Origin of the sequence: Pantoea sp. BAV 3049, assembly GCF_009765445.1 — a bacterium.
Lineage (GTDB): Bacteria > Pseudomonadota > Gammaproteobacteria > Enterobacterales > Enterobacteriaceae > Erwinia.
This window is the reverse complement of sequence record NZ_WHOY01000031.1, coordinates 709,615-731,150: the sequence shown is the minus strand read 5'-3', so window position 1 is coordinate 731,150 and position 21,536 is coordinate 709,615. Positions and strand designations below refer to the sequence as shown.

The following is a 21,536-nucleotide window of genomic DNA, read 5'->3' as shown; positions in this document are numbered from 1 at the left end:
AGACTGAGTCTGCCTCTGGCGATGGGGCTGATCTTTTTAACCGCAGGGCACATTACGCTGGCCTGCGCAAAGGAAGACACGATCGCTAAAGGAAAGTATCTCGCAACGGCTGCGGACTGCGGTGCCTGCCATACGTCACCTCATCATGGTGCGCTAATGGCGGGCGGATACGCAATTCGCTCCCCGATGGGAAGCATTTACGCCAGTAATATCACCCCATCGCGCAGCGAAGGCATTGGAGATTACAGCGAAGAGGAGTTCGCCCGCGCGGTGCGTCAGGGAGTCAATAAGCAGGGACAGCACCTCTATCCGGCGATGCCCTACACCTCCTATGCAAAAATAAACGATAAAGATATCCACGCGCTCTATCAATATTTTATGCACGGTGTTCAACCGGTTGATACTCCTGTACCACCAACCCGTCTTCCCTTCCCTTTTAATATTCGTGCCTCAATGAGCGTGTGGAATCTGCTGTTTGCCGGGCGCTTTACCCCGACGGCGAATAAATCGCCGGAGATCAACCGTGGCGACTATCTGGTTAACGCACTGGCGCATTGCGACACCTGCCACACCCCGCGAAATGCGCTGATGGGCCAGCAGAATACCAAAGCATTTTCCGGCGGCAGCCTGGGCAGCTGGTATGCGCCAAACATCACCCCCGATCCGCATTCCGGCATTGGTAACTGGAGCAGCGCTGAGCTTGCACAGTATCTGAAAACCGGTCATCTCAGCGGGAAAGCCCAGGCGGCGGGACCGATGGCCGAAGCGATCGAACACAGCCTGCAGCACCTTTCTGACCGCGATATACAGGCAATGGTGGCTTATCTGCGCCAGGTGCCAGCCATCAACACTGGCGCGGCGGTGCCACGAGACAGTTATGGCAAAGCTGCGGATAGCGAGCAACGGTTGCGCGGCCAGACGCCGGTTGATCCGGGCTGGGAAGTCTTCAGCGGCAGCTGCGCTAACTGCCATCAGTCCAACGGCCAGGGCAATGCTGAGTATCCTTCGCTATATCACAACAGCGCCACAGGCGCAGACCGCCCGGACAATCTTGTGTCAGCCATTTTGTATGGCGTGCAGCGAGAGGTGAATGGCAAGGCGATTTCAATGCCAGCCTTTGGAGAGGATGCGGATTTCACCACCCGACTCAGCGACCGGCAGATTGCCGATGTCAGCAATTACGTGCTGAAAAACTTCGGCAATCCAGAGATTTCCGTGACCGCTGCGCAGGTCAAAACGCTGCGCGAAGGAGGCGATACACCGCTGCTGGTCAGGCTGACACGCCCTGCCGTACTGGCGGGAGTAGTCACCATCATCCTGCTGGCTGGCGTGGCCGGAACAGTGATAGTCAGAAGAAGGAGATCACATGCCTCAGCAAAATAATGTGCCAGTGGGGTTCAGCCGCCGTCGGTTACTGAAAGGCATGGCGGTACTCTCACTCAGCAACGTTTGTGCCTCACTGTTCCCCGCACAGCTGGCAGTTGCTCAGCAAGCCCGGGACACTGATTTTGCAGATGTCTCTTCATTTCTGGTCAGCCGACGGACCAGCCAGCTCCTCGGCCAGCGCTACCTTGCTGCGCTGAACAAGCATTATGCCGATTTCGCGGTTCGATTAAACTCGCTGGCAGCGTTTCTGGACAGCCATCATTTCGCCCATGTCGATGATTTTCTTCAGGCGGTGAATGATGAAGATCCCCTACGCCATACCGCCGCACTGATTATCGGCAGTTGGTACACGGGCGTGGTGGGAGAAGGCGCAGACAGAGAACTGATTGCCTATGCCGAAGCGATGATGTATCTGCCCACCAGAGGCATTCTGGTGGTGCCAACCTATGGCGGCGGCCCCGATTCATGGGGCAGCAAGCCGCAGACAGAGAAAGGAAAGGCAGCATGACCAAACCAGACGCAGACGTCATTATTATCGGTTCAGGAGTGATGGGCGGTCTGATCGCCACACAACTGGCGAAAGCGCGGAAATCCGTGATCATCGTGGAAGCCGGACCTCGCATTAAGCGTCAGGAGATCGTGGAGCGTTTCCGCAATTCACCTTTTAAAATGTCGCTGACTAACATGAAGCTGCAGGGTGTGGGATCGCCCTATCCGGATCTGCCCCATGTTCCTTCCACCTACGGTGACTATCTGCAGCAAACCGGTCCGGTGAAATATCCAACTAAATATCTGCGCGTGGTCGGCGGCACCACCTGGCACTTTGGCTCTGCGCTTTGGCGCATGATCCCCAATGATTTCAGGCTGAAAAGCCTGTATGGCCGTGGGCGCGACTGGCCGTTTGACTATCAGGAGCTGGAGCCGTGGTACGGCAAGGCCGAACAGGAACTTGGCGTCTCCGGCATGGAGGGGCAGGATGAGAGCGGTCATGGCGGAGGTGCCTGGCCACCTCGATCCACACCGTTCCCGATGAAGGGACTGGCACCGAGTTACCTCTTTACGCGCCTGTCGGAGCTGCTGGGGAAAGGAGGCTACAACCCGGTTCTCGAACCCAACGGTCGCGCCACGCGCCCTTATGGCAAACGCCCGGTTTGCGCGGGCAATAATAATTGCAATCCCGTTTGCCCGATTGGTGCCAAATATGACGGTTCCATGCATATCGACGAGGCAGAACGCCACGGCGCCAGGCTGCTGGATAATTCCGTGGTGTATAAAATCGATGCAGACGACGAGGGAAAAATTACCGCTATCTGGTACCGCAAACCGGACGGCTCCAACCACACTCTGACCGCAAATCACTTTGTGCTGGCCGCTTATGGCATTGAATCACCCAAGCTGTTGCTGATGTCCACTTCAGAGCGATACCCCACCGGTATCGCAAACCGTTCCGATCAGGTTGGACGCAACCTGATGGGCCATACCGGCATCAGCATGAATGTGATGATGAACGAAGATGTCTGGCCCGGCCAGGGACCAACAGAATTGCTGGTTTATCTCAACAACAGGGATGGCGCATTCCGCAAGGATTTCCCCAGCTACAAAATAAAAGTGCGTAACACCGTGCCCACCGCGGACTATGCGGCAGGGCTGATCGCGAAAGGCGTACTCGGTTCAAAGCTGGATGAAGAGCTGAAGCGAGTGTCCGCCCGTTCACTGAATTTTGCCATCGATTTTGAGACTCTGCCGCTGCCTGAAAACCGCATTGTGCCCAGCAAAAGCAAAAAGGACGCGATAGGCATCCCGGTGCCGGAAATCTACTACAGCGTCACTGATTACTGGCACGCGGGCAAAGAACAGGGGCTGAAGGATTTTGATCGCTTTACCCGGCTGCTCAATGCAGAAGTGTCGAAAATCGACACGGGCTATCAGGATCGCCAGCACATTATGGGTACGACAATTATGGGCGATGATCCAAAGACTTCAGTGGTTAACCGACACTGTCAGTGCCACGACCACCCTAACCTGTTTATTGCCGGAACCAGCGTGATGCCTTCAGCTTCCTGTATGAACCCGACGCTGACCGGCGCAGCGTTGAGCCTGAGGCTGGCGGAGCATTTGCTGAAAACGGTGAAAGTGTAGTGGAAATGCTGTAGTGGAAATGCTGAGGAGGTATTTGTCGCGGAAGCAGATAAAGAGTGACGCCGGGCGTAAACTACCCACCCGGCGTTGTGACTTATTTCAGACGGTATGCCACCACGGCATCACCCTCTTTGGTGCCCAGTGAACCGTGTCCACCCGCAGCGATGATAATGTACTGTTTGTTATCCGCGCCCATATAGGTAGATGGCGTCGCCTGGCCACCGGCTGGCAGCTCGGTCTGCCACAGCAGTTTACCGGTGTTGATGTCATATGCACGGAAGAAGTTATCCGCCGTTGCACCATGGAACACCAGATCGCCCGCCGTGGTCAGAGGACCACCGTGCGCCACCATTCCCATCGGGAAACCAATCGGGAAGCGGCCTGGCAGGAAGGTCGTTTTCAGGTTTTTGGTGGTACCAACGCGACGCAGCCACTCCGTTTTACCGGTGGTCAGGTCAACACCCACCATACGGCCCCACGGTGGCGCGATACATGGAATACCCAGGCTTGAGGCAAACTGCTGGATATGGATAGCATAATCACCGTTGAAGTTTTCGTTCCAGTACGGCGTGCCGTCTTTGGTGATCAGACGTTTATCTTCAGTCTGCGGCGTACGCTTCACCAGGTTGTATTTGTATGCCAGACGAACCGGGGAAGCGATCAGGATCTGACGCTGCGGATCGACAGCCACAGAGCCCCAGTTGAAGACACCAATGTTACCCGGGAAGATAATGCTGCCCGCTTCGGTGGATGGCGTCCACGGGTTGCCATCGTAACGCATGGATTTAAAATCGATACGGCAGGCCATCTGATCGAACGGCGTCAGGCCCCACATCGATTTCTCTTTCAGCGGAGCCGGGATAAAGTTCAGTGCAGAAACCGGCTGCATCGGTGAATACTTCTCACCTTCAATACCTTTGGTTGACACATCAACCTGGTTAACCGGATACACCGGCTGGCCGGTCAGACGGTTCAGCACAAACAGGTTACCGGTCTTGGTTGGCAGGATCACCACCGGTTGGCGTTTGCCCTGATAGTCAATATCCAGCAGCGAAGGCTGAGATGGATTGTCCCGATCCCACAAGTCATGTTTTGAAGACTGGAAACGCCACTTGAATGCACCGGTTTTCAGATCCAGCGCCACCAGCGTGTCGCGGAACTTCTCGGTGTTGCTGTCTGGATCGCGTTTAAGGCCCAGCTCATCCGGCGAGGCGTTACCGAAAGGCACATAGACCAGGCCATTTTTCATGTCGGCACTCAGCGTGCCCCAGGCCACAGGCGTGTCCTGCGGATAAGTCTGACCGGCTGGCAGCGGCTGGGTGTTATCCGGATTAGCCGGGTCGAAGTTCCACACCAGGCGACCGGTAATCACGTCATAAGCGCGGATTACGCCAGACGGGTTGCCGCTGTTGAAGCCGTTATCCATCACCGAACCGCCCACAATCACCAGATTACCGGCAACCAGTGGAGCAGCGGTCTGCATCAGCGCGTGTGGGCGAATTTTGCCCATATTTTCGGTCAAATCTACGATGCCGTTATTGCCGAAATCGCTGCACAGTTTGCCGGTGTCAGCATCCAGTGCCAGCAATTTGGCATCGTTAGCCGCGTTGAAGATACGCTTGCGGCAAACCGCAGGAGAATTAGCCACGGTGGCAGGCTGAACGCTGTTCTGTGCTGGTGCTTCCGGCGCTTCATAATAACTTACACCACGGCAGGTCTGGTGCTGCTGCAAATAAGAGCGATCTTTGGTTGGCTCATATTTCCATTTCAGCGCACCGGTTTCCGGATTCAGCGCGTGAACCTCGTTATGTGGCGTACAGAAATAGACAGTGTTATTTGCCTTCAGCGGTGTGGCTTCGAAAGTATATTCGCTGGCATCCTGAGCATCGCGCAGGTCGCCAGTATGATAAGTCCAGGCTACTTCCAGATTGCTGACATTATCTTTAGTGATCTGTTTCAGATTGGAGAAACGCTGGCCATTGTCACTGCCGCCGTAAGCGGTCCAGTCATTACCCGCCGTCGCATCAGAGACCGGGTTACGCTGAGTGGTGATATTGCCTTCCTGCGGATACGGATCGTAGAACATCAGGCCAATGACGATGGCAATCATGACAATGACGGTAGTACCGAGGACAGGATGGAAGTTTGCCGTGCGGGCCGGGTTCTGCGCTTTTGACAGCGGGCGAACCACCCAGGGCATAGCCAACCAGACGCCGATCAGGCCGATCAGATCGCCACGCGGGATCCACTGCCATTTATCGAACCCGACTTCATAAATCATCCATGCCAGGACAATCCACATTAATATGGCGTAAATGGATAACGCGAATTTTTTGTTTTTAAACAGCGCAACTGCGGTAATCAGCAGGCCAATCGCCATCAGGGCATAAAACGGTGAACCCCCGACCATTAGCAGCTTTGCGCCCATGTAAAGCATAGCGAGACCCAATATCGCTATAACAATACTTGTTAATTTGTTAATCATTTTCTTCTCTCAATGTAAACATATGGATAATTATTATCCTTGCTAACCTTTACGATTCTACAACACAAATTTAACTAAAATCACTTCAGAAAAAAACAGTAATTAATTTATGTATTTTAGGTGATTATTTCGTATGGGTTGGACTATTTAATTGCTGAGAAAATAACCGGGTGGGTAATGTGTGGATCGGAGGATTTTTTATGGATCTTTTCGGGTCAGGCATGTTATCACCTGCCCGCTGACGGAATTTCTTCAGCAGCGGGCAGAGAAACGATCGCTATTGATTATAAAGCGTACGGAGCTTCGCCTGATAGGCTTCCACATCATGCTCGATACGGATTCGTTCAATGGCAGCATTTGCTTTGAGGGTGATTTGTTCCGGCTGCGAGACAATGTCCAGAATCAACTCCTTCAACTGCTTCACGGTCTGCTGACGAAGCTTGTCACGATCCAGGCCTGACAGGACTGAATACTCCAGGTCATCGTTCAGCTCGTGGCTGATTTGCCAGCCTGCTTCCAGCGGATTAATCTCCGGCAGTGCACGGACGTTGGTGGTGATCACAGGACAGCCGCAGGACTGCATCTCCAGCACCGAGAAACCATAAGTCTCGGCCCAGGTGGGCAGCAGACCAACATCGGCTTTCTGCAGGAGCGACAATACCTGCTCGTTGGGCATAAATTTGACATGGTCAAAGATGCTGTGTCCGGCTATAGCCGCTTCTGTGGCCGTGGAGAATTGCGGGTCGTCCTGATGTTTCCCCAGCGCATAGTTATGGCGTTTTTCCAGGTCACCAATCAGCGTGACTTTCACCTGATCGGGCTGAATTTTTCCTTCCGTCAGCAGCTGTTCAAAAGCACGCACCACTTCTCCACCCCCTTTGCGGTAAAATTCATTACCGACGAAAACGAAGTGGACTGGCTGCGCGTTCGCCCGTGGCTCACGCTGCTGAACATAAAGTTTTTGCGGCGGGTGAACGACCACCATTTTATTCAGAATGGCGTCTGATACTTCCGGGCTACAGCGGAATAATTTTTGTTCCATTCTGTAAGCCGCGCCAGAAAGCGCAATCAGCGCCACGCAATTCCCCGCAGCAAGTGCCGGAAACAGCTTCTTCAGCTCGGAAATGTTTTCGCTTTTATTGCCGCTCGGCGGAGGCAGGATGCGGGGGAGTTCTGTTTCGAAGGTCGCCACCCACTTGCGATCGGTCAGCGCTACTTCATTGAAAAGATGGAAAATATCGACATCAGGCTGTCGCAGCTGTATGACCGGCTTAAACAGAAAGTTTTTGCGTTTTTTTAACACTTTCTGATTAAAGAGGTTGAGATAGTAATACAGATTTTTATTTTTATAATTTACGTATTCAACGCCGGAATCGACAATTATCGTCCTTTTTTCAGGGTAGTTATCATTAGAAACGCCAATTCTCATTACAGCCACCTCATTAAGGTAAGAAATATGAACCGCATGAAGCAGGTCTTTATAGTAATAAATTGAAAGAAATTTTCCCTGGTTACCCAATCCGGGTGTGTTAATAGAACACCACAGTTTTTTTTTGCTGTAAACCAGGGGAATTCTTAATGTATTTCTGAAAGAATTTACTTCAGAACCATTACACGTTCCGGCCAAACTATTTTGTAAGAAAAATTTAAGTTCTGCACAATAATTCATCATTACACTCTTGACATCATTGGCTTCTTACTTTCATTACTTCTTTTTTATAGCAAAGTTACAACATGCAAAGCACCTCAAATCCTTGATATTATTGTTATATTAAAAACCTTTTGTTATTTTCAGACAGGCATCAGAGGTTTTTCTTAATCACCCCTCATGTTAATGGAATGTAATAAATGACACGTTTTATTACATAAGGTTATAAAAATATTTGCACTTGCTCTCTCTTCCTTCATGGGTTTTGTTGACGAACGCTAATATTAGAAATTTAACATACGAGGCTTAGCCTCCCTCCTCATACATTAATAAATTTGATCAATAAGAGGTGATACCTTTCTACGAGCGGCATCTGATTCTGGGGATTATGCTTTCTTCCCCGGTTGGATTATTCAGGGCTTCTCTCAATTTTCTTCGCCGCCTCGTCCAGCGCATCAATAATCTGGTGGAGCGTTTGCTGAGATAAATTGGGCTGCGACAGGCGGGTATGCAGAGCCATCTTCATATTGTGAATAGCGCGCTCAACTTCAGGGATACTGCGGTTGTTAACCAGCACCGCCAGTGAAGAGAGCCTGCAGATAATAAGATGGACAGCTTCCTGGTTTTGCCGCAGCTGAAGCTCTCCCTCGGAGGTCAGGCTGAACGCTTTGCGCGCGGCCTGCGGGTCAGCCACCCGGATAAGTTCCCTCTCCTCCAGCAGGGTAAGATTAGGATAAATGATGCCCGGGCTGGGGGTGTACTCCCCTTTTGATAAATCTTCGACAGATTTGATCAGCTCATAGCCATGCGCAGTCCCCTGCGCAATAAAATGCAGCATCAGCAGGCGAATATCGCCTGCATCCAGCATCTTTTCACGGCGCTTTCTGTTCATTATTTATGGTGCCAGTATGCCACGGCACGCACGTAATCGGCGGCCAGCCCGCGCTGCGCGGTAAAATAGTCGCTGAGTTGCTTAACCGCCGCCCCTTCACCGGTCAGCCAGATAAAGTAATCCTTTTCCGGGATCTTCAGCTTGTCGAGTTCAGCCATCAGGCTGTTCACCGCGTCAGCGTTCATTTTGCCGCTGCCCAGCCAGCAGACTTCCACACCGGTCAGATCCTGAAGGTAGGCGCTTCCTGTTGTTTCATCAGCCCAGGCGTAAAGTTTAATTTTTCCGGTCATATTCTGACGACGGCGTTTAAAGGCAGGCAACCCGGTTTCGTCACAGACGTACAGCTGGAAATGATAATCTTCCGGCACAATCAGTGAACCGCGTGGTCCGCCGATTGCCAGCTTATCGCCCGGTTTGGCCTGAACTGCCCAGTCACTGGCCAGCCCGGATTCATGCACGTAGAAGTCCAACGTCAGGTTGCTTTTGCCATCAAAGAATAGCGGCGTGTAATCACGCGCGGCCGGCCGTATACCGTCTTTCCACACCACGCCATCTTCAGTGATTTCCGGCAGGTGGAACGCCCCTGTCTGGATATCGGGGAAGAACACTTTGATATGGTCATCAAAACCAGGTGAAGTAAAGCCGGACAGCGCTTCACCCCCCAGTTCAATGCGGTAAAAGCTGTCGGCAATCAGTTCTTTTGACAATACTTCTACCGGACGAAAACGCAGTTCGTTTCTGACGCGATAAGGCGCGCGATTTGGGGTCTCAGACAAGATGATTCTCCTCGATGCGGGAAAGGCTAAAGAGTAATATGACTCATTCTCATTAGCCTGAAAATATATCTATGATATATCTTGATCGCAAGAAAATTTTCACTGCGCCGTGACCCGCCACACCACATTGCCCGCATCATCTGCAATCATCAGGCCGCCCTGCTTATCCATAGTCATGCCGACAGGCAGTCCACGCACCTCTTTTTGATCTTCCGTCAGGAAGCCCGTCACCACCGGTTTTGGCAGACCGACCGGCTTACCGTCCTTAAACGCCACCCAGACCACCTGATAACCATTCAGCGGTTTGCGGTTCCAACTGCCATGCTCGCTGATAAACGCCCCGCCACGATACTCCTCCGGCAGGTTGCTGCCGGTATAGAACCACAGCCCCAACGGAGCAACGTGCGAACTGAGGGCGTAGTCCGGCCTGATGGCTTTAGCAACCAGATCCGGACGCTGAGGCTGAGCACGCTCATCCACATGCTGGCCGTAATAGCTGTAAGGCCAGCCGTAAAAGCCCCCCTCCTGAACCGAGGTCATGTAGTCCGGCACCAGATCGGCGCCGATCTCATCGCGTTCATTGACTATTGCCCACAGCTTGCCGGTCTGCGGCTCCCACTGCAGCCCGGTTGGATTTCGCAATCCGCTGGCGTAGATCCGGCTGGCTCCGGAGGCGACATCTACCTCAAGAATATCCGCCCGGCGATATTCCGCACCGATGCCATTCTCAGTGATGTTACTGTTGGAGCCAACGCCAACATACAGCTTGCGGCCATCCGGACTGGCCAGCAGAGATTTGGTCCAGTGGTGATTAATGGGGCCACCCGGCAGATCGGCCAGTACAGTGCCCGGCCCGGTGATGCTGGTCGCGCCACTCTCATAGTGGTATTTCATCAGCGCATCGGCATTCGCCACATAAAGCGTGTCACCAATCAACTGGACGCCGAAAGGCGAGTACAGATTTTGCAGGAAAGGATGTTTTTCCCAGGTTTTGCCATCTCCGTTGCTGTTACGCAACAGCGTGATGCGATTGCCGCCCGGGCCACCTTTGCCGGAAGCATTTTTGATCATCCCGGTAATCAACTCTTTAGGCTGGCTGGTTGGCGCAGGCGGTCCGCCGGCCTCCACCACAAGAATGTCGCCGTTTGGCAGCGTATAAAGCTGGCGTGGATGCTGAAAACCTTCCGCCACTTTTTCTATTTTCAGCCCTTCGGCAACGCTGGGTTTCTCCCCCTGCTTCCAGGGTGTACCGCTGGGAACCTGCATCGGCGGGATCAGAAAGTTTTGCGACGGCGGTAGTTCAGGATTTGCGCCGGTCTGTCTGGCCGGATCGATTTTTGCTGCCTGATCGCAGCCCGCCAGAGTTAAGGACACGGAGACGGCCAGCAGGGAAAGTAAGGTTGTTTTCTTCATTGTCACTCCTCCTTAAGCGCTGCGTTCGCGCAGGGCGAGTTGCAGGTTAGCGAACAGGATCACTATCACCGCCACTGTAGACAGGATTACGCCAGCGGGAACCACAGCATAAGCATCGCGGCTATGGATAAAGGCGTTAAAAATCTCCAGAAGGATTGCCACAAAGTAAGCCCAGAAATGGATTTTTTGCGCCGAGTGCACAGGATATGAGACCCCCACCCACACCTGAGCCAGATTGATTAATCGCGGCAGAATGGAAATCACCAGACCCAGTGCAATAAGCCAGCTTGCTGCCCGGGTCCAGAGCGGTTCCATGCTGTAAACATAAATGATATCGAACAGCCAGGCACCGGCGAAAAAACCGGGCGTGACGGGATGTAACAGAGAATAAACGGCCACGGCAAGGGTGGACTGTGATGTTGTTGCCTGTGAGGTCATTAAACCGGCTCCTTTTTGCAAACAAACGTGAGCGACACCCTGCCGGTCACGCTGACCTGTAAAAGGTTAGTAAATTTAATGATTTTATGTGCGGAAATGTGAGTACTAAAAACAACCGGCTCTGCCACAGAAGCAGCAGACCCGGGGAGATTGTCAGCCTCGTAGTGCGGCGAGACTCCGGCGCTGCCTGCCATGCGCATCGAAATTACCCGCATCCAGCCAGCGCTCAAATCCGGTGCGCACCGCTGGCCATTCGGCATCGATTATGGAAAACCAACTGGTATCTCGCGTGCGCCCTTTATACACCAGCGCCTGGCGAAACAGCCCTTCATAACTGAAACCAAGACGTTCCGCAGCTTTACACGAAGGGGCGTTCAGGCTGTCACATTTCCATTCATAACGACGATAACCCAGTTGCTCAAAGGCATAGGTCATCAGCAAAAAATGGGCTTCAGTGGAGACTGGCGTCTGCTTAAGGTCAGGGGAAAAGGCCACGTGCCCGACTTCCATCACCCCATGCGCCGGTTCGATCCTCATCAGCGCTAACGTGCCGACAGCCCTGCCGCTTGCCAGATCAATTACCGCATAATGCAGAGGATCCTCGCTCGCTGCTGCGCTCTCAATATGGCGGCGAAAAGCCGCTTCATCGCTGAACGGACCGCTGAACATATACGTCCAGTCTCTGCCGTCGCCTGCCTTACCATAAGCCTGATACAAATCCGCCAGGTGACGGGCGCTGTCCAGCGGTTCCAGCATGCAGAAGCGCCCTTTCAGCGTCACGCGATCCGGCCGCTGACGCGGGGTCCAGGCTTCAAGCGACTCGCCCACTGGTTGCTGATATTCATTAACTCTGACTGACACGTTCCTTCTCCTTTTCGCAGATGAAAACAACAACATACGCCAGAGAATACAGGCTGTCTAAGGAAACGTCAGCCCTGCAGAACCAGCCCCGGCTGCGATGAGATGCAGGGTTTCTTCTGCAGCTGGCCCCTCCCGGCGGAAGGGGTGGAAAAGTGGCTGAACCCACGGGGGCTGAATCAGGACTCGACCCAGACAGTCTGCGCGTTAGTGAACTCGCGGATGCCGAAGTGCGACAGTTCGCGGCCAAAGCCGCTGTGCTTCACGCCACCAATCGGCACCCGCGGATCGGAGAAGCTCGGGGAATTAATAAACATGCCGCCTGTGACAATCTGCGCGGCCATTTTACGGGCTTTATCCAGATCCTTACTCCACAGGCTGCCGCCCAGACCAAACTCTGAGTCGTTAGCCATCCTGACCGCATGCGCAGCATCCTGCGCCACAATCAACGAGGCGACCGGCCCAAACAACTCCTGACGGAAACTGGTCATACCCGGCTTAACGTTACTCAGCACGGTGGGCGCATAGAAGTTACCCTCTCCCGCCATCACATGACCGCCGAGCAGACATTCAGCCCCTTCTGCCAGCGTTGCCTGGACCTGGGTATCCAGCTCGTCACGCAGGTCGGAACGGGCCATCGGGCCGATGAAGGTTGCTTCCTCAGCGGGATCGCCCACTACCATCTCTCTGACCGCCGCCACAAACTTGTCGCGGAACTCAGCAAAGACCGACTCTTCAACAATGATGCGTTTGGCAGCAATACAAATCTGTCCGCTGTTCATAAAGCGGCCTGAAATTGCCCCTTTCACGGCAGCATCGATATCCGCATCCGCCAGCACGATAAAAGCATCTGCCCCTCCCAGCTCCAGCACACTCTTCTTGACCGCGGCTCCGGCAAGGCTGGCAATCGCTGCACCTGCCCGCACGCTACCGGTTAAGGTCACGGCGGCAATACGACGGTCGTTGATCATTGTGGCGACCGCATCGTTATCGGCATTGACCACGCCAAACAAGCCCTTTGGTACGCCTGCTCCGGACAGGATCTCCTGCAGCAACAGCGCACTGCCGATCACGTTAGGTGCTGGTTTCAGCAGATAGCTGTTGCCCGCCATAAAGATTGGCACTGCGCCACGCAATACCTGCCAGACCGGGAAGTTCCACGGCATTACCGCAAGAATCGGCCCCAATGGCAGATAGTTAACTGTGGCTTTGTTATTTTCGACCAGCGTTGGCTCAGGGGCCAGCATGCCTGGCCCCTGCTGCGCGTACCATTCGCACAAGCGGGCGCACTTTTCCACTTCTGCCACGCTCTGGGTAATAGGCTTGCCCATTTCGGCGGTCATCATTTCGGCCAGTTCACGCTTCCGCTGACGCAGGCCAGCGGCAATGCTCAGCAGTAATTCGCTACGATCTTCCACCGCGCTGCTGCGCCAGGCCTGAAAAGCCCCGTCGGTCTGGTTGAGTACAGTTTCCACTTCTGCTGTTGAAGCAAAAGGGGTCTGGCGGATAATTTCACCATTAAACGGATTACGCGATACGGCAAATGAAGCAGTCATAAACTCTCCTGTTACGGTGGGCATCTGTTGCCCGGCGCAAGTGATTAGTGTTGATGACTTTCATCATAGGCTTGCCTGCCTTTCCTGAAAAATGAATAATAATGAAAATATCTGTCTCATAAAGAGAATCAATATGGATCTGACCCAACTCGAGATCTTTCGCGCTATAGCGGAGGAAGGCAGCGTGACGGCGGCGGCAGAGCGGCTGCACCGGGTGCCGTCGAATATCTCCACCCGGTTACGCCAGCTGGAAAATGAGCTGGGCGTGGCGCTGTTCAGTCGTGAAAAACTGCGGCTGCATATCACCGATGCAGGCAGAACGCTGCTGGATTATGCCTTGCGCATTCTGGCGTTAACTGAGGAGGCTCGTGAACGTGTCTCCAGCCAGAAGCCTGCCGGCATATTTACCCTCGGCTCAATTGAAAGCACCGCTGCGGTTCGCCTGCCTCCGCTGATTGCCCGCTATCATCAGACCTGGCCGGAGGTGGAACTGGATCTCTCGACCGGCCCTTCCGGCGATATGACGGACGGTTTACTGGCCGGACAGTTCAGTGCGGTATTTACAGAGGGACCGCCCAGGCATCCGCAGCTTGAGGGAATACCGGTTTTTGCGGAGGAGATGGTGCTGATTTCGTCGCTGAATCATCCGCCGGTCAGCTCAGCGGCGGATATTGCCGGTTCAACCATCTATGCATTCCGCGCCAACTGCTCCTACCGGCGTTTATTTGAGAACTGGTTTGCACGGGACAACGCCGCACCGGGGAAAATTTTTGAAATGGAATCCTATCACGGCATTGTAGCCTGCGTCAGTGCAGGAGCCGGGCTGGCGATGATCCCGCAAAGTATGTTGCAGAGCATGCCGGGACGTGACAGCGTGCTGGCCTGGCCGTTGGCCGGAAAGCGCGGACATCTGCATATCTGGCTGGTCTGGCGAAAAGACAGCCATTCCGCCAATCTGCAGGCCATGGTGAAGCTACTGAAGTCCGATCGGAAAATTCCCACAGGCCAGCCGGAAAGCGACTCCATCCCCGTCTGAGCCGTAGAGAACAACTCCCAGGGTTGGTCAGGTATGGTGCTGGTTTGTGCGTTATTTTATACGCTGATTTTCACGGCAGCGGCCAGATTTTAATTTACTGAATTAAAAACAAAAAAAGCCTGTCCGCAGACAGGCTTTTTGCTTTTCACCTGATTACATCTGCACCAGGTTTTTGATTTTCACATCCGGATTAACGTCGGCTTCGTAATCGACGCCCTGCAGACCAAAACCAAACAGATGCATAAATTCGGTTTTATAGCCGACGAAATCGGTCAGCTCGTTCAGGTTTTCGTTGGTCACCGTCGGCCACAGCTTAACCACTTCATCCTGCACTTCCGGCTTCAGCTCTTTGTAGTCCGCACGCAGACGGCCAACATCATCCAGAATCGGCGACTGGCCATACAGGCTGTCTTTGAACAAGCCATAGACCTGCTCGATACAGCCTTCGTGAGTACCTTTGGCTTTCATCACTTTGAACAGCAGCGACAGGTACAGTGGCATCACCGGGATCGCAGAACTGGCCTGAGTCACCACCGCTTTCAGTACGGAAACGCGCGCATCGCCGCCCTTTTCAGCCAGCGTTTCGCGGATAGACAGCACACGTTTGTCCAGATCCTTCTTCGCTTCGCCGATTGAGCCATTCCAGTAAATGTCATGGGTGATCTGCTCGCCCAGGTAGGTAAAGGCGGTGGTTTTCGCGCCGTCGGCCAGCACGCCAGCAGCTTTCAGATCGTCGATCCACATCTGCCAGTCTTCACCGCCCATGACCGCCACGGTACCGTCGATCTCTTCCTGGGAAGCCGGTTCCAGCGTGATATCGGTAATGGTTTCTTTATCGGTGTTCAGGCCGCGGGTGGTCAGCGTTTTACCTACTGGCTTCAGCGTGGAGTTAAACACTTCACCGGTTTTAGGATGGGTACGACGTGGCGCAGCCAGGCTGTACACCACCAGGTCAACCTGACCCAGATCCTGTTTAATCAGTTCAATGGTCTTCTGCTTCACTTCATCCGAGTAAGCGTCGCCGTTGATGCTTTTGGCATACAGGCCTTTCGCTTCAGCGAACGCTTCAAAAGCGGCGGAGTTGTACCAGCCAGCGGTAGCCGGCTTACTCTCTTCGCCCGGACGCTCGAAGAACACGCCCAGGGTGTCAGCACCGCAGCCGAAGGCAGCAGAGATACGGGCAGCGAGACCGTAACCAGTGGAGGCACCAATCACCAGGACCTTTTTCGGGCCGTTAGCAATCGGGCCGTGGCTGGTGACGTACTCGATCTGTTTTTCAACGTTTGCTTTGCAACCCGCCGGATGGGCAGTAACACAGATGAAGCCACGGATGCGTGGTTTAATAATCATGTCGACCTCAATTGGAACTGTCTTAAGTAAATATGGGCAACAGAATACCTGCTTGTGACGATTCAGGCAAAGATGACAGACACTTATCACCCGCACGGGTGGGACAAATCACCTTTTTGCTCACTCTTCGTCCGTTATCCCCGGTATAGCGTTATGCCAGTCATCTCAGTGGTTAACGTGGCACCAGTTGCGCAGTTCGTTAATCCCACCGTCCGGCGAGGTATAGCCGATACAGCCGAGGATGCTGTCAAACAGTTTCTCGTGGAACACCGGCGTTTTATCCTTCGCCAGCGTTTTCAACTGCCGGAAGGCGGCAGCGTTATAAGGCTGCTGGAGAAATTTATCCGAAGCCCAGACCATAATCGGTACGGTACGCTGTGCCATTGGCGCCTGGTCTCGCGGGGTGCCGTGAAAATGCATGTTTTTGGAGATCGACTCGCCATGATCGGAGGCATAAAACACGATTGCGTTCTTGTTCCGCAGCTGGTTGAACACCTGCTCCAGCACGTAATCGGTATACAGCAGGCTGTTGTCGTAAGAGTTCACCATCTCCTCTGTTGAACAACTGTCATCTATCCCCTTGCATTCCGGCTGGTAGCGGGCAAACGATCGCGGATAGCGTTCGGTATACAGATAGTGTGAACCTTTGGTGTGCAGCACAATCAGGTGTTTGCCCTGCGGATGGCGTTCGACAGAGTCCTTCAACTCGCTGACCAGCGCCATATCGTCAATCGGTTTGCCGACGTTACGCTTCTCGGACTGAATGGTTTCTCGCAGCGCGTAGTCATCTGCCATCACTTTGTTATAAAACCAGGCTTCGCTCTGCATCGCAAACAGCTCGGAAGAGAACCCCTGCTTTTTCAGTACGGAGAATACATTCATCTCTTTCAACGTACGTTCTGGTGCTTCGGAAGCTCCGCCTTCACGGACGAACATGCAGCGCAACGACAGTTTGGTCGAGGTATCGCACGAATATCCCTGTAGCGCGGCCAGATTGGGTTCTTTATCCAGATATGGCGTGTTGTCGCGGCCATAACCATAGACACCCATATGGTCACGGCGGGCACTTTCACCAATCACAAACACCACGTAAAGATCGTTCACATCTTTCGGCGGTGTATAGGTGAAATGGGCCGCAGGATCGAACAGGTTACGACTGTCCTCTGCCTGGCTCCAGCTGCTGTAGGCCAGCAGCCCCATCCCGGACAGCCAGTTTGACGGCGAATAGCTGCCTGCTACCACGCCACCGTAGCTGGCCATCATGCGATTCTGCTGCTTGTCCATCTCCTCCTGGTGGCTCCCCATCACCTTCAGCGGCAGCCAGCAGCACAACCCGGCGGCGATCATCGTGCCGCCCCGGCGCAAAAATGCGCCCGTATTCCTGCGGTGAAGCGCAGCTTCCGGTAGCGGCGTCAACCACAGCATCAGCAGCGGCAACAGGCTGACCAGCACCGTCCAGACTTCAAAGTGCCAGCCCACTGACTCTTTCGAGAGATCAAGGCTGTCAGTCGCCATCACGGCAGCAATGATGCCGTAGCCAATATCCACGTTGAAAAAGATCATGTAGTAGCTGGCGGCAACAGAACAAATAACCAGCACCGAAAGCAGAATGCGGAACAGCAGACGCCCGGCCATTGAGGACAGCAGCGTGGTGAAGAGGACCAGCGCGAAGGCGGCAACCACCTCAATGGCGGTTGACAGGGCCGCATCATAGTGGAGCTGATGGAAGCGGCGGAAAAATATTGGCAGGTTTAACAGGATCCCAATGTAAAAAGCGATAAAGCAACAGACCCGGTTCAGGGTCAAAAAATGCAGTTTTTTCATCTGTGTCGTCGTTGTTATTGCAGGTGAATGTCATGCCAGTAACAGATCTGATTTGCTCTGCATACTGTCATATCGGTGATTTTGCTGAAGGTCAGACAGGGTAAAAGCGGGCGAGTTTAGTTAAAGAGGTGGATTTAAGAGTCTTCTGTTGTAACAAGAAGTGTGAAGGAATCGTAAAACCACCTGTAGAGAGGTTACAGGTGGCGTGGTTAAGGCTGGACCTGCTCAGCGGCATGCCCGACAATAATCCTCCGATGGCTCCCTAAGCCCCAAGATACCTCGCCATCTCCTCCTCCGGCACCATACCGCCGCCGGTGGCCCACACCAGATGCGTGGCCTGACTGAGCTGCTGCGGGCTTATGCCCTGTGCTGCCAGCGCATCCTGTGCCTGCTGCATCCGCCATGGCCCCGGCATCCCCGCCAGCGCCGAAGGCTCCAGCTTCAGGTGCTCATCTCTGGCCAGCAGGCCAAGCAGGTCAAACATCTGCCGATCGCTTACGGTAAAGAAACCAGTCAGCAGTCGTTCCATCGCCCGGCCGACAAAACCGGAAGCGCGTCCGACCGCCAGACCATCAGCAGCCGTCAGGTTATCAATGCCGAGCTGCTGAACGGAAACAGCATCATGCAGACCAGTATGGACGCCCAGCAGCATGCAGGGGGAATGTGTTGGCTCGGCGAACACACAATGCACATTATCGCCAAACGCCAGCTTCAGCCCGAAGGCCACGCCGCCAGGGCCACCACCCACACCGCACGGCAGATAAACGAACAGCGGATGTTCAGCATCAACCTTAACCTGCATTTCCTTCAACTGTTTGCGTACGCGCCCGCCTGCAACCGCATAGCCGAGAAACAGCGTGCGGGAGTTTTCGTCATCGATGAAAAAGCAGCGCGGATCGCTGGCCGCTTCACGCCTTCCCTGCTCAACGGCCATACCATAATCCTGTTCATACTCGACCACGTTGACGCCGTTTACGCGCAGCTTATTCTTCTTCCATTCCCGCCCATCGGCAGACATATGTACGCTGACGCCAAAACCCAGGCGTGCGCTGACGATGCCAATTGATAATCCGAGATTACCGGTTGAGCCCACGGCGATGCGGTAATGAGAGAAGAACTCACGAAAGGCCTGCGAATTTAGGATGCTGTAGTCATCACTTTCCTTCAGCAGTCCGGCCTCAATGGCCAGTTTTTCCGCATGAGTCAGCACCTCATAGATGCCGCCACGAGCCTTAATCGAACCGGAAATTGGCAGATGGCTGTCTTTTTTCAGCAGTAAATGGCCGCCAGATTTGATACCCAGGCGGACATCAAGCGTCTTTTGCAGTGTGGGTAACGGGACGATAGCGGATTCAATAATCCCCTGAGCCGCTGCCGTCTCCGGAAATGCGCTCATCAGAAAAGGAGCAAAACGCTGCAGGCGCTGAGCGGCTTCTTCCACCTGATCTGCTGTGAGTCCGACATAAGGCATACCCTCTTCGGTGCTGGTGGCCTTTGAGTTAATCCAGGTGACCGGCTCAAGATCGCACAGTGTCTTCACCAGCGGAAAGGCATTTTTTAACTGTTGCTGCATATCGGCGTCCATCGACACTCCTCCGTTATCTTACGGTTCGCCGCGGCCGGGTTCACTCACCCTGACGGCAGAATTTGATCGCATTCAAAGTTTTGAAAAATAACACCAAATCGGACGATATGCACTTTATATGCATAAATATGGGTATAACACTGAACGCCATCAGACTGCCTGCCATTTACCTAATTATTTATTCGCCATCCATTCGTACAAACGCAATATCGCAACAGATTTAACATTAATTTAAAGGATTACATACATAAGAACGGTGATAGATTGAGCCACGCAGAAGTCATATGCACTAAACACTCCGCGGTTTTGCAGCACATATAACTAATTCAATAAAGGTTTGTTATGGACAAGCTATCCTACGTTTCCGACAGCAGCACAACGGCCTGGTCAACCTACTTACAACAAATCGACCGCGTCGCCCCTTACCTGGGCGATCTCACCCGCTGGATCGATACCCTTCGCCATCCCAAACGCGCTCTGATTGTTGATATCCCCCTGCAGATGGACGACGGCTCAATCCGCCATTTCGAGGGCTTCCGCGTTCAGCACAACCTTTCACGCGGGCCGGGTAAAGGCGGCATCCGCTACCATCCGGATGTGGACCTCAACGAAGTGATGGCGCTGTCAGCCTGGATGACGATCAAATGTGCCGCAGTTAACCTGCCTTACGGCGGTGCGAAAGGCGGCATCCGCGTCGATCCCTTCAAACTCTCTGAAGGAGAACTTGAGCGTCTGACTCGCCGGTATACCAGCGAGATTGGGTTGATTATTGGACCACAAAAGGATATTCCGGCTCCGGATGTCGGCACCAACGCCAAAGTGATGGCGTGGATGATGGACACCTATTCAATGAACCACGGTACCACGATCACTGGTGTGGTCACCGGCAAGCCAATCCATCTGGGCGGATCGCTGGGACGTGAAAAAGCCACAGGTCGCGGCGTGTTTATCACCGGCCGTGAAGTGGCCCGCCGCTCGGGCATTGAGATTGCCGATGCGAGAATTGCGGTGCAGGGCTTTGGTAACGTGGGCAGCGAAGCCGCACGTCTGTTCGTGGCTGCCGGTGCACGTGTGGTGGTGATACAGGATCACTCAGCCACCCTGTTCAACCCGGACGGTATTGACCTGGCAGCGCTGACCGAATGGCAGGCCGCCAGTAAAAAAATCGCCGGATTCAGCGGCGCGGAAGAGATTGCCAGCGAGGCATTCTGGACAGTTCAGATGGATATTCTGATCCCGGCGGCGCTGGAAGGCCAGATCACCCGTGAGCGCGCGGAAAAGCTGAGTTGTAAGCTGGTGCTGGAAGGGGCAAACGGCCCGACCTATCCGGAAGCTGACGACGTGCTCAGTTCACGCGGTATCACCGTGGTGCCGGACGTGGTCTGTAACGCAGGCGGTGTGACGGTCAGCTACTTCGAATGGGTGCAGGACATGGCCAGCTTCTTCTGGAGCGAGAGCGAAATCAACGACCGCATGGACAAGATCATGACCGAAGCGATGATCCACGTCTGGGACAAAGCCAGAGAGAAAGAGTGCAGCCTGCGTACAGCCGCTTATATCGTGGCCTGTGAACGCATTCTGATGGCCCGTAAGGATCGCGGTATCTACCCTGGTTGAGAATAAATGAAAGATGGCCGGCCACCAGATTTAGCTACCGGGAGCCGGTCACTTTTTTCTGATCTGTTACACGGATGATGGTCAACAAGTGGCCATTATTGAACCTTCTGGCCATTTTGTCGCGCTATTCGCCCCGAACTGCCTGATACTGGGTTTTAAACGCCTCGTTCTCTTCAGTCAGACGGATAGCGGCCTCAATCATTTCATTCTGCACCAGCGAGGTCGCCCCTCCGCTGGTCCGCCAGTGGATATACAGCACGCAAAGCGCGGCAACCTGCAACATATCGTTTTCCGCACTGCCACCGTCAAAGCCGTACTCTTCATCGGACCAGCGGTAGATCTCCGCCACAAACGGCATTTCACCGTTTTCATCCAGCGGGGGCAACGTGGCAAAAAGCGCCAGCATATCCGGCGTGGCGACATAGCTCTGGCGACCTACAGCATCCAGCTGTTTGCCCCTTGCACGCGCGTTATTTGCTTGTCTGGCCTTAACTTTTGCGCGCTTATTACGCTTGTCCTGTTTACTACTCACC

17 protein-coding genes are annotated in these 21,536 nt (G+C 53.8%); 5 read left to right on the top strand and 12 right to left on the bottom strand.

Annotation, left to right across the window (positions count from 1 at the left end):
* Nucleotides 1-21: 21 nt before the first annotated feature.
* The 3 genes from GSQ70_RS04240 to GSQ70_RS04230 are packed head-to-tail and all read left to right on the top strand — an operon-like array spanning nt 22 to nt 3,525.
* Nucleotides 22-1,383 (top strand): c-type cytochrome, encoded by a 1,362-nt coding sequence (locus GSQ70_RS04240; RefSeq protein WP_158785206.1) that lies wholly within the window; start codon nt 22-24, stop codon nt 1,381-1,383.
* Nucleotides 1,367-1,894, top strand: coding sequence for a sugar dehydrogenase complex small subunit (locus GSQ70_RS04235; RefSeq protein ID WP_158781399.1), 528 nt, complete (start codon nt 1,367-1,369; stop codon nt 1,892-1,894). Before GSQ70_RS04240 ends, GSQ70_RS04235 begins: the two co-directional genes overlap by 17 nt.
* The gene (locus tag GSQ70_RS04230) at nt 1,891-3,525 is read left to right on the top strand and encodes a GMC family oxidoreductase (RefSeq protein ID WP_158781398.1); all 1,635 of its coding nucleotides are present in this window, start codon (nt 1,891-1,893) and stop codon (nt 3,523-3,525) included. Before GSQ70_RS04235 ends, GSQ70_RS04230 begins: the two co-directional genes overlap by 4 nt.
* 94 nt (nt 3,526-3,619) lie before the next feature.
* Here GSQ70_RS04230 and GSQ70_RS04225 read toward each other — a convergent pair whose 3' ends face one another.
* The 8 genes from GSQ70_RS04225 to GSQ70_RS04190 form a co-directional block, all read right to left on the bottom strand.
* Nucleotides 3,620-6,010 (bottom strand): membrane-bound PQQ-dependent dehydrogenase, glucose/quinate/shikimate family, encoded by a 2,391-nt coding sequence (locus GSQ70_RS04225; RefSeq protein WP_158781397.1) that lies wholly within the window; start codon nt 6,008-6,010, stop codon nt 3,620-3,622.
* Nucleotides 6,011-6,287: 277 nt separating this feature from the next.
* Nucleotides 6,288-7,439: a glycosyltransferase family 4 protein gene (locus GSQ70_RS04220; protein ID WP_158781396.1), complete on the bottom strand. Its 1,152-nt coding sequence runs from the start codon at nt 7,437-7,439 to the stop codon at nt 6,288-6,290.
* A 628-nt stretch (nt 7,440-8,067) separates the two neighbouring features.
* Nucleotides 8,068-8,550: a PadR family transcriptional regulator gene (locus GSQ70_RS04215; RefSeq protein ID WP_233268244.1), complete on the bottom strand. Its 483-nt coding sequence runs from the start codon at nt 8,548-8,550 to the stop codon at nt 8,068-8,070.
* Complete coding sequence (locus GSQ70_RS04210) at nt 8,550-9,326, bottom strand: siderophore-interacting protein (RefSeq protein WP_158781395.1); 777 nt, start codon at nt 9,324-9,326, stop codon at nt 8,550-8,552. Before GSQ70_RS04210 ends, GSQ70_RS04215 begins: the two co-directional genes overlap by 1 nt.
* Before the next feature lie 99 nt (nt 9,327-9,425).
* Entirely contained in the window at nt 9,426-10,739 is a 1,314-nt protein-coding gene (locus GSQ70_RS04205; protein WP_158781394.1) for a sorbosone dehydrogenase family protein, read from the bottom strand.
* Nucleotides 10,740-10,751: 12 nt separating this feature from the next.
* Entirely contained in the window at nt 10,752-11,177 is a 426-nt protein-coding gene (locus GSQ70_RS04200; RefSeq protein WP_158781393.1) for a DUF2231 domain-containing protein, read from the bottom strand.
* A gap of 153 nt (nt 11,178-11,330) precedes the next feature.
* Entirely contained in the window at nt 11,331-12,038 is a 708-nt protein-coding gene (locus GSQ70_RS04195) for a GNAT family N-acetyltransferase (protein WP_233268243.1), read from the bottom strand.
* A 176-nt stretch (nt 12,039-12,214) separates the two neighbouring features.
* The gene (locus tag GSQ70_RS04190) at nt 12,215-13,591 is read right to left on the bottom strand and encodes an NAD-dependent succinate-semialdehyde dehydrogenase (RefSeq protein ID WP_158781391.1); all 1,377 of its coding nucleotides are present in this window, start codon (nt 13,589-13,591) and stop codon (nt 12,215-12,217) included.
* A 133-nt stretch (nt 13,592-13,724) separates the two neighbouring features.
* Here GSQ70_RS04190 and GSQ70_RS04185 point away from each other — a divergent pair, with 133 nt between their 5' ends.
* Nucleotides 13,725-14,627 carry a LysR family transcriptional regulator gene (locus GSQ70_RS04185; RefSeq protein WP_158781390.1) on the top strand — a complete coding sequence of 301 codons (903 nt, stop codon included), beginning with the start codon at nt 13,725-13,727 and terminating at the stop codon, nt 14,625-14,627.
* A gap of 153 nt (nt 14,628-14,780) precedes the next feature.
* On the opposite strand, the gene fabV is transcribed toward GSQ70_RS04185, so the two are convergent.
* From fabV to GSQ70_RS04170, 3 genes are all read right to left on the bottom strand, one after another.
* Entirely contained in the window at nt 14,781-15,977 is a 1,197-nt protein-coding gene (fabV, locus tag GSQ70_RS04180) for an enoyl-ACP reductase FabV (protein ID WP_158781389.1), read from the bottom strand.
* A gap of 165 nt (nt 15,978-16,142) precedes the next feature.
* The gene (gene eptB / locus GSQ70_RS04175; RefSeq protein WP_158781388.1) at nt 16,143-17,801 is read right to left on the bottom strand and encodes a kdo(2)-lipid A phosphoethanolamine 7''-transferase; all 1,659 of its coding nucleotides are present in this window, start codon (nt 17,799-17,801) and stop codon (nt 16,143-16,145) included.
* Between the two features lie 262 nt (nt 17,802-18,063).
* On the bottom strand, nt 18,064-19,386 hold the full coding sequence (locus GSQ70_RS04170; protein ID WP_304623050.1) for a D-serine ammonia-lyase: 1,323 nt from the start codon (nt 19,384-19,386) through the stop codon (nt 18,064-18,066).
* A 342-nt stretch (nt 19,387-19,728) separates the two neighbouring features.
* Between GSQ70_RS04170 and GSQ70_RS04165 the strand changes: the two genes are divergently transcribed.
* Nucleotides 19,729-21,003: a Glu/Leu/Phe/Val dehydrogenase gene (locus GSQ70_RS04165; protein ID WP_158781387.1), complete on the top strand. Its 1,275-nt coding sequence runs from the start codon at nt 19,729-19,731 to the stop codon at nt 21,001-21,003.
* 124 nt (nt 21,004-21,127) lie between these two features.
* Here GSQ70_RS04165 and GSQ70_RS04160 read toward each other — a convergent pair whose 3' ends face one another.
* Nucleotides 21,128-21,535, bottom strand: coding sequence for a hypothetical protein (locus GSQ70_RS04160; RefSeq protein ID WP_158781386.1), 408 nt, complete (start codon nt 21,533-21,535; stop codon nt 21,128-21,130).
* Nucleotide 21,536 lies beyond the last annotated feature (1 nt).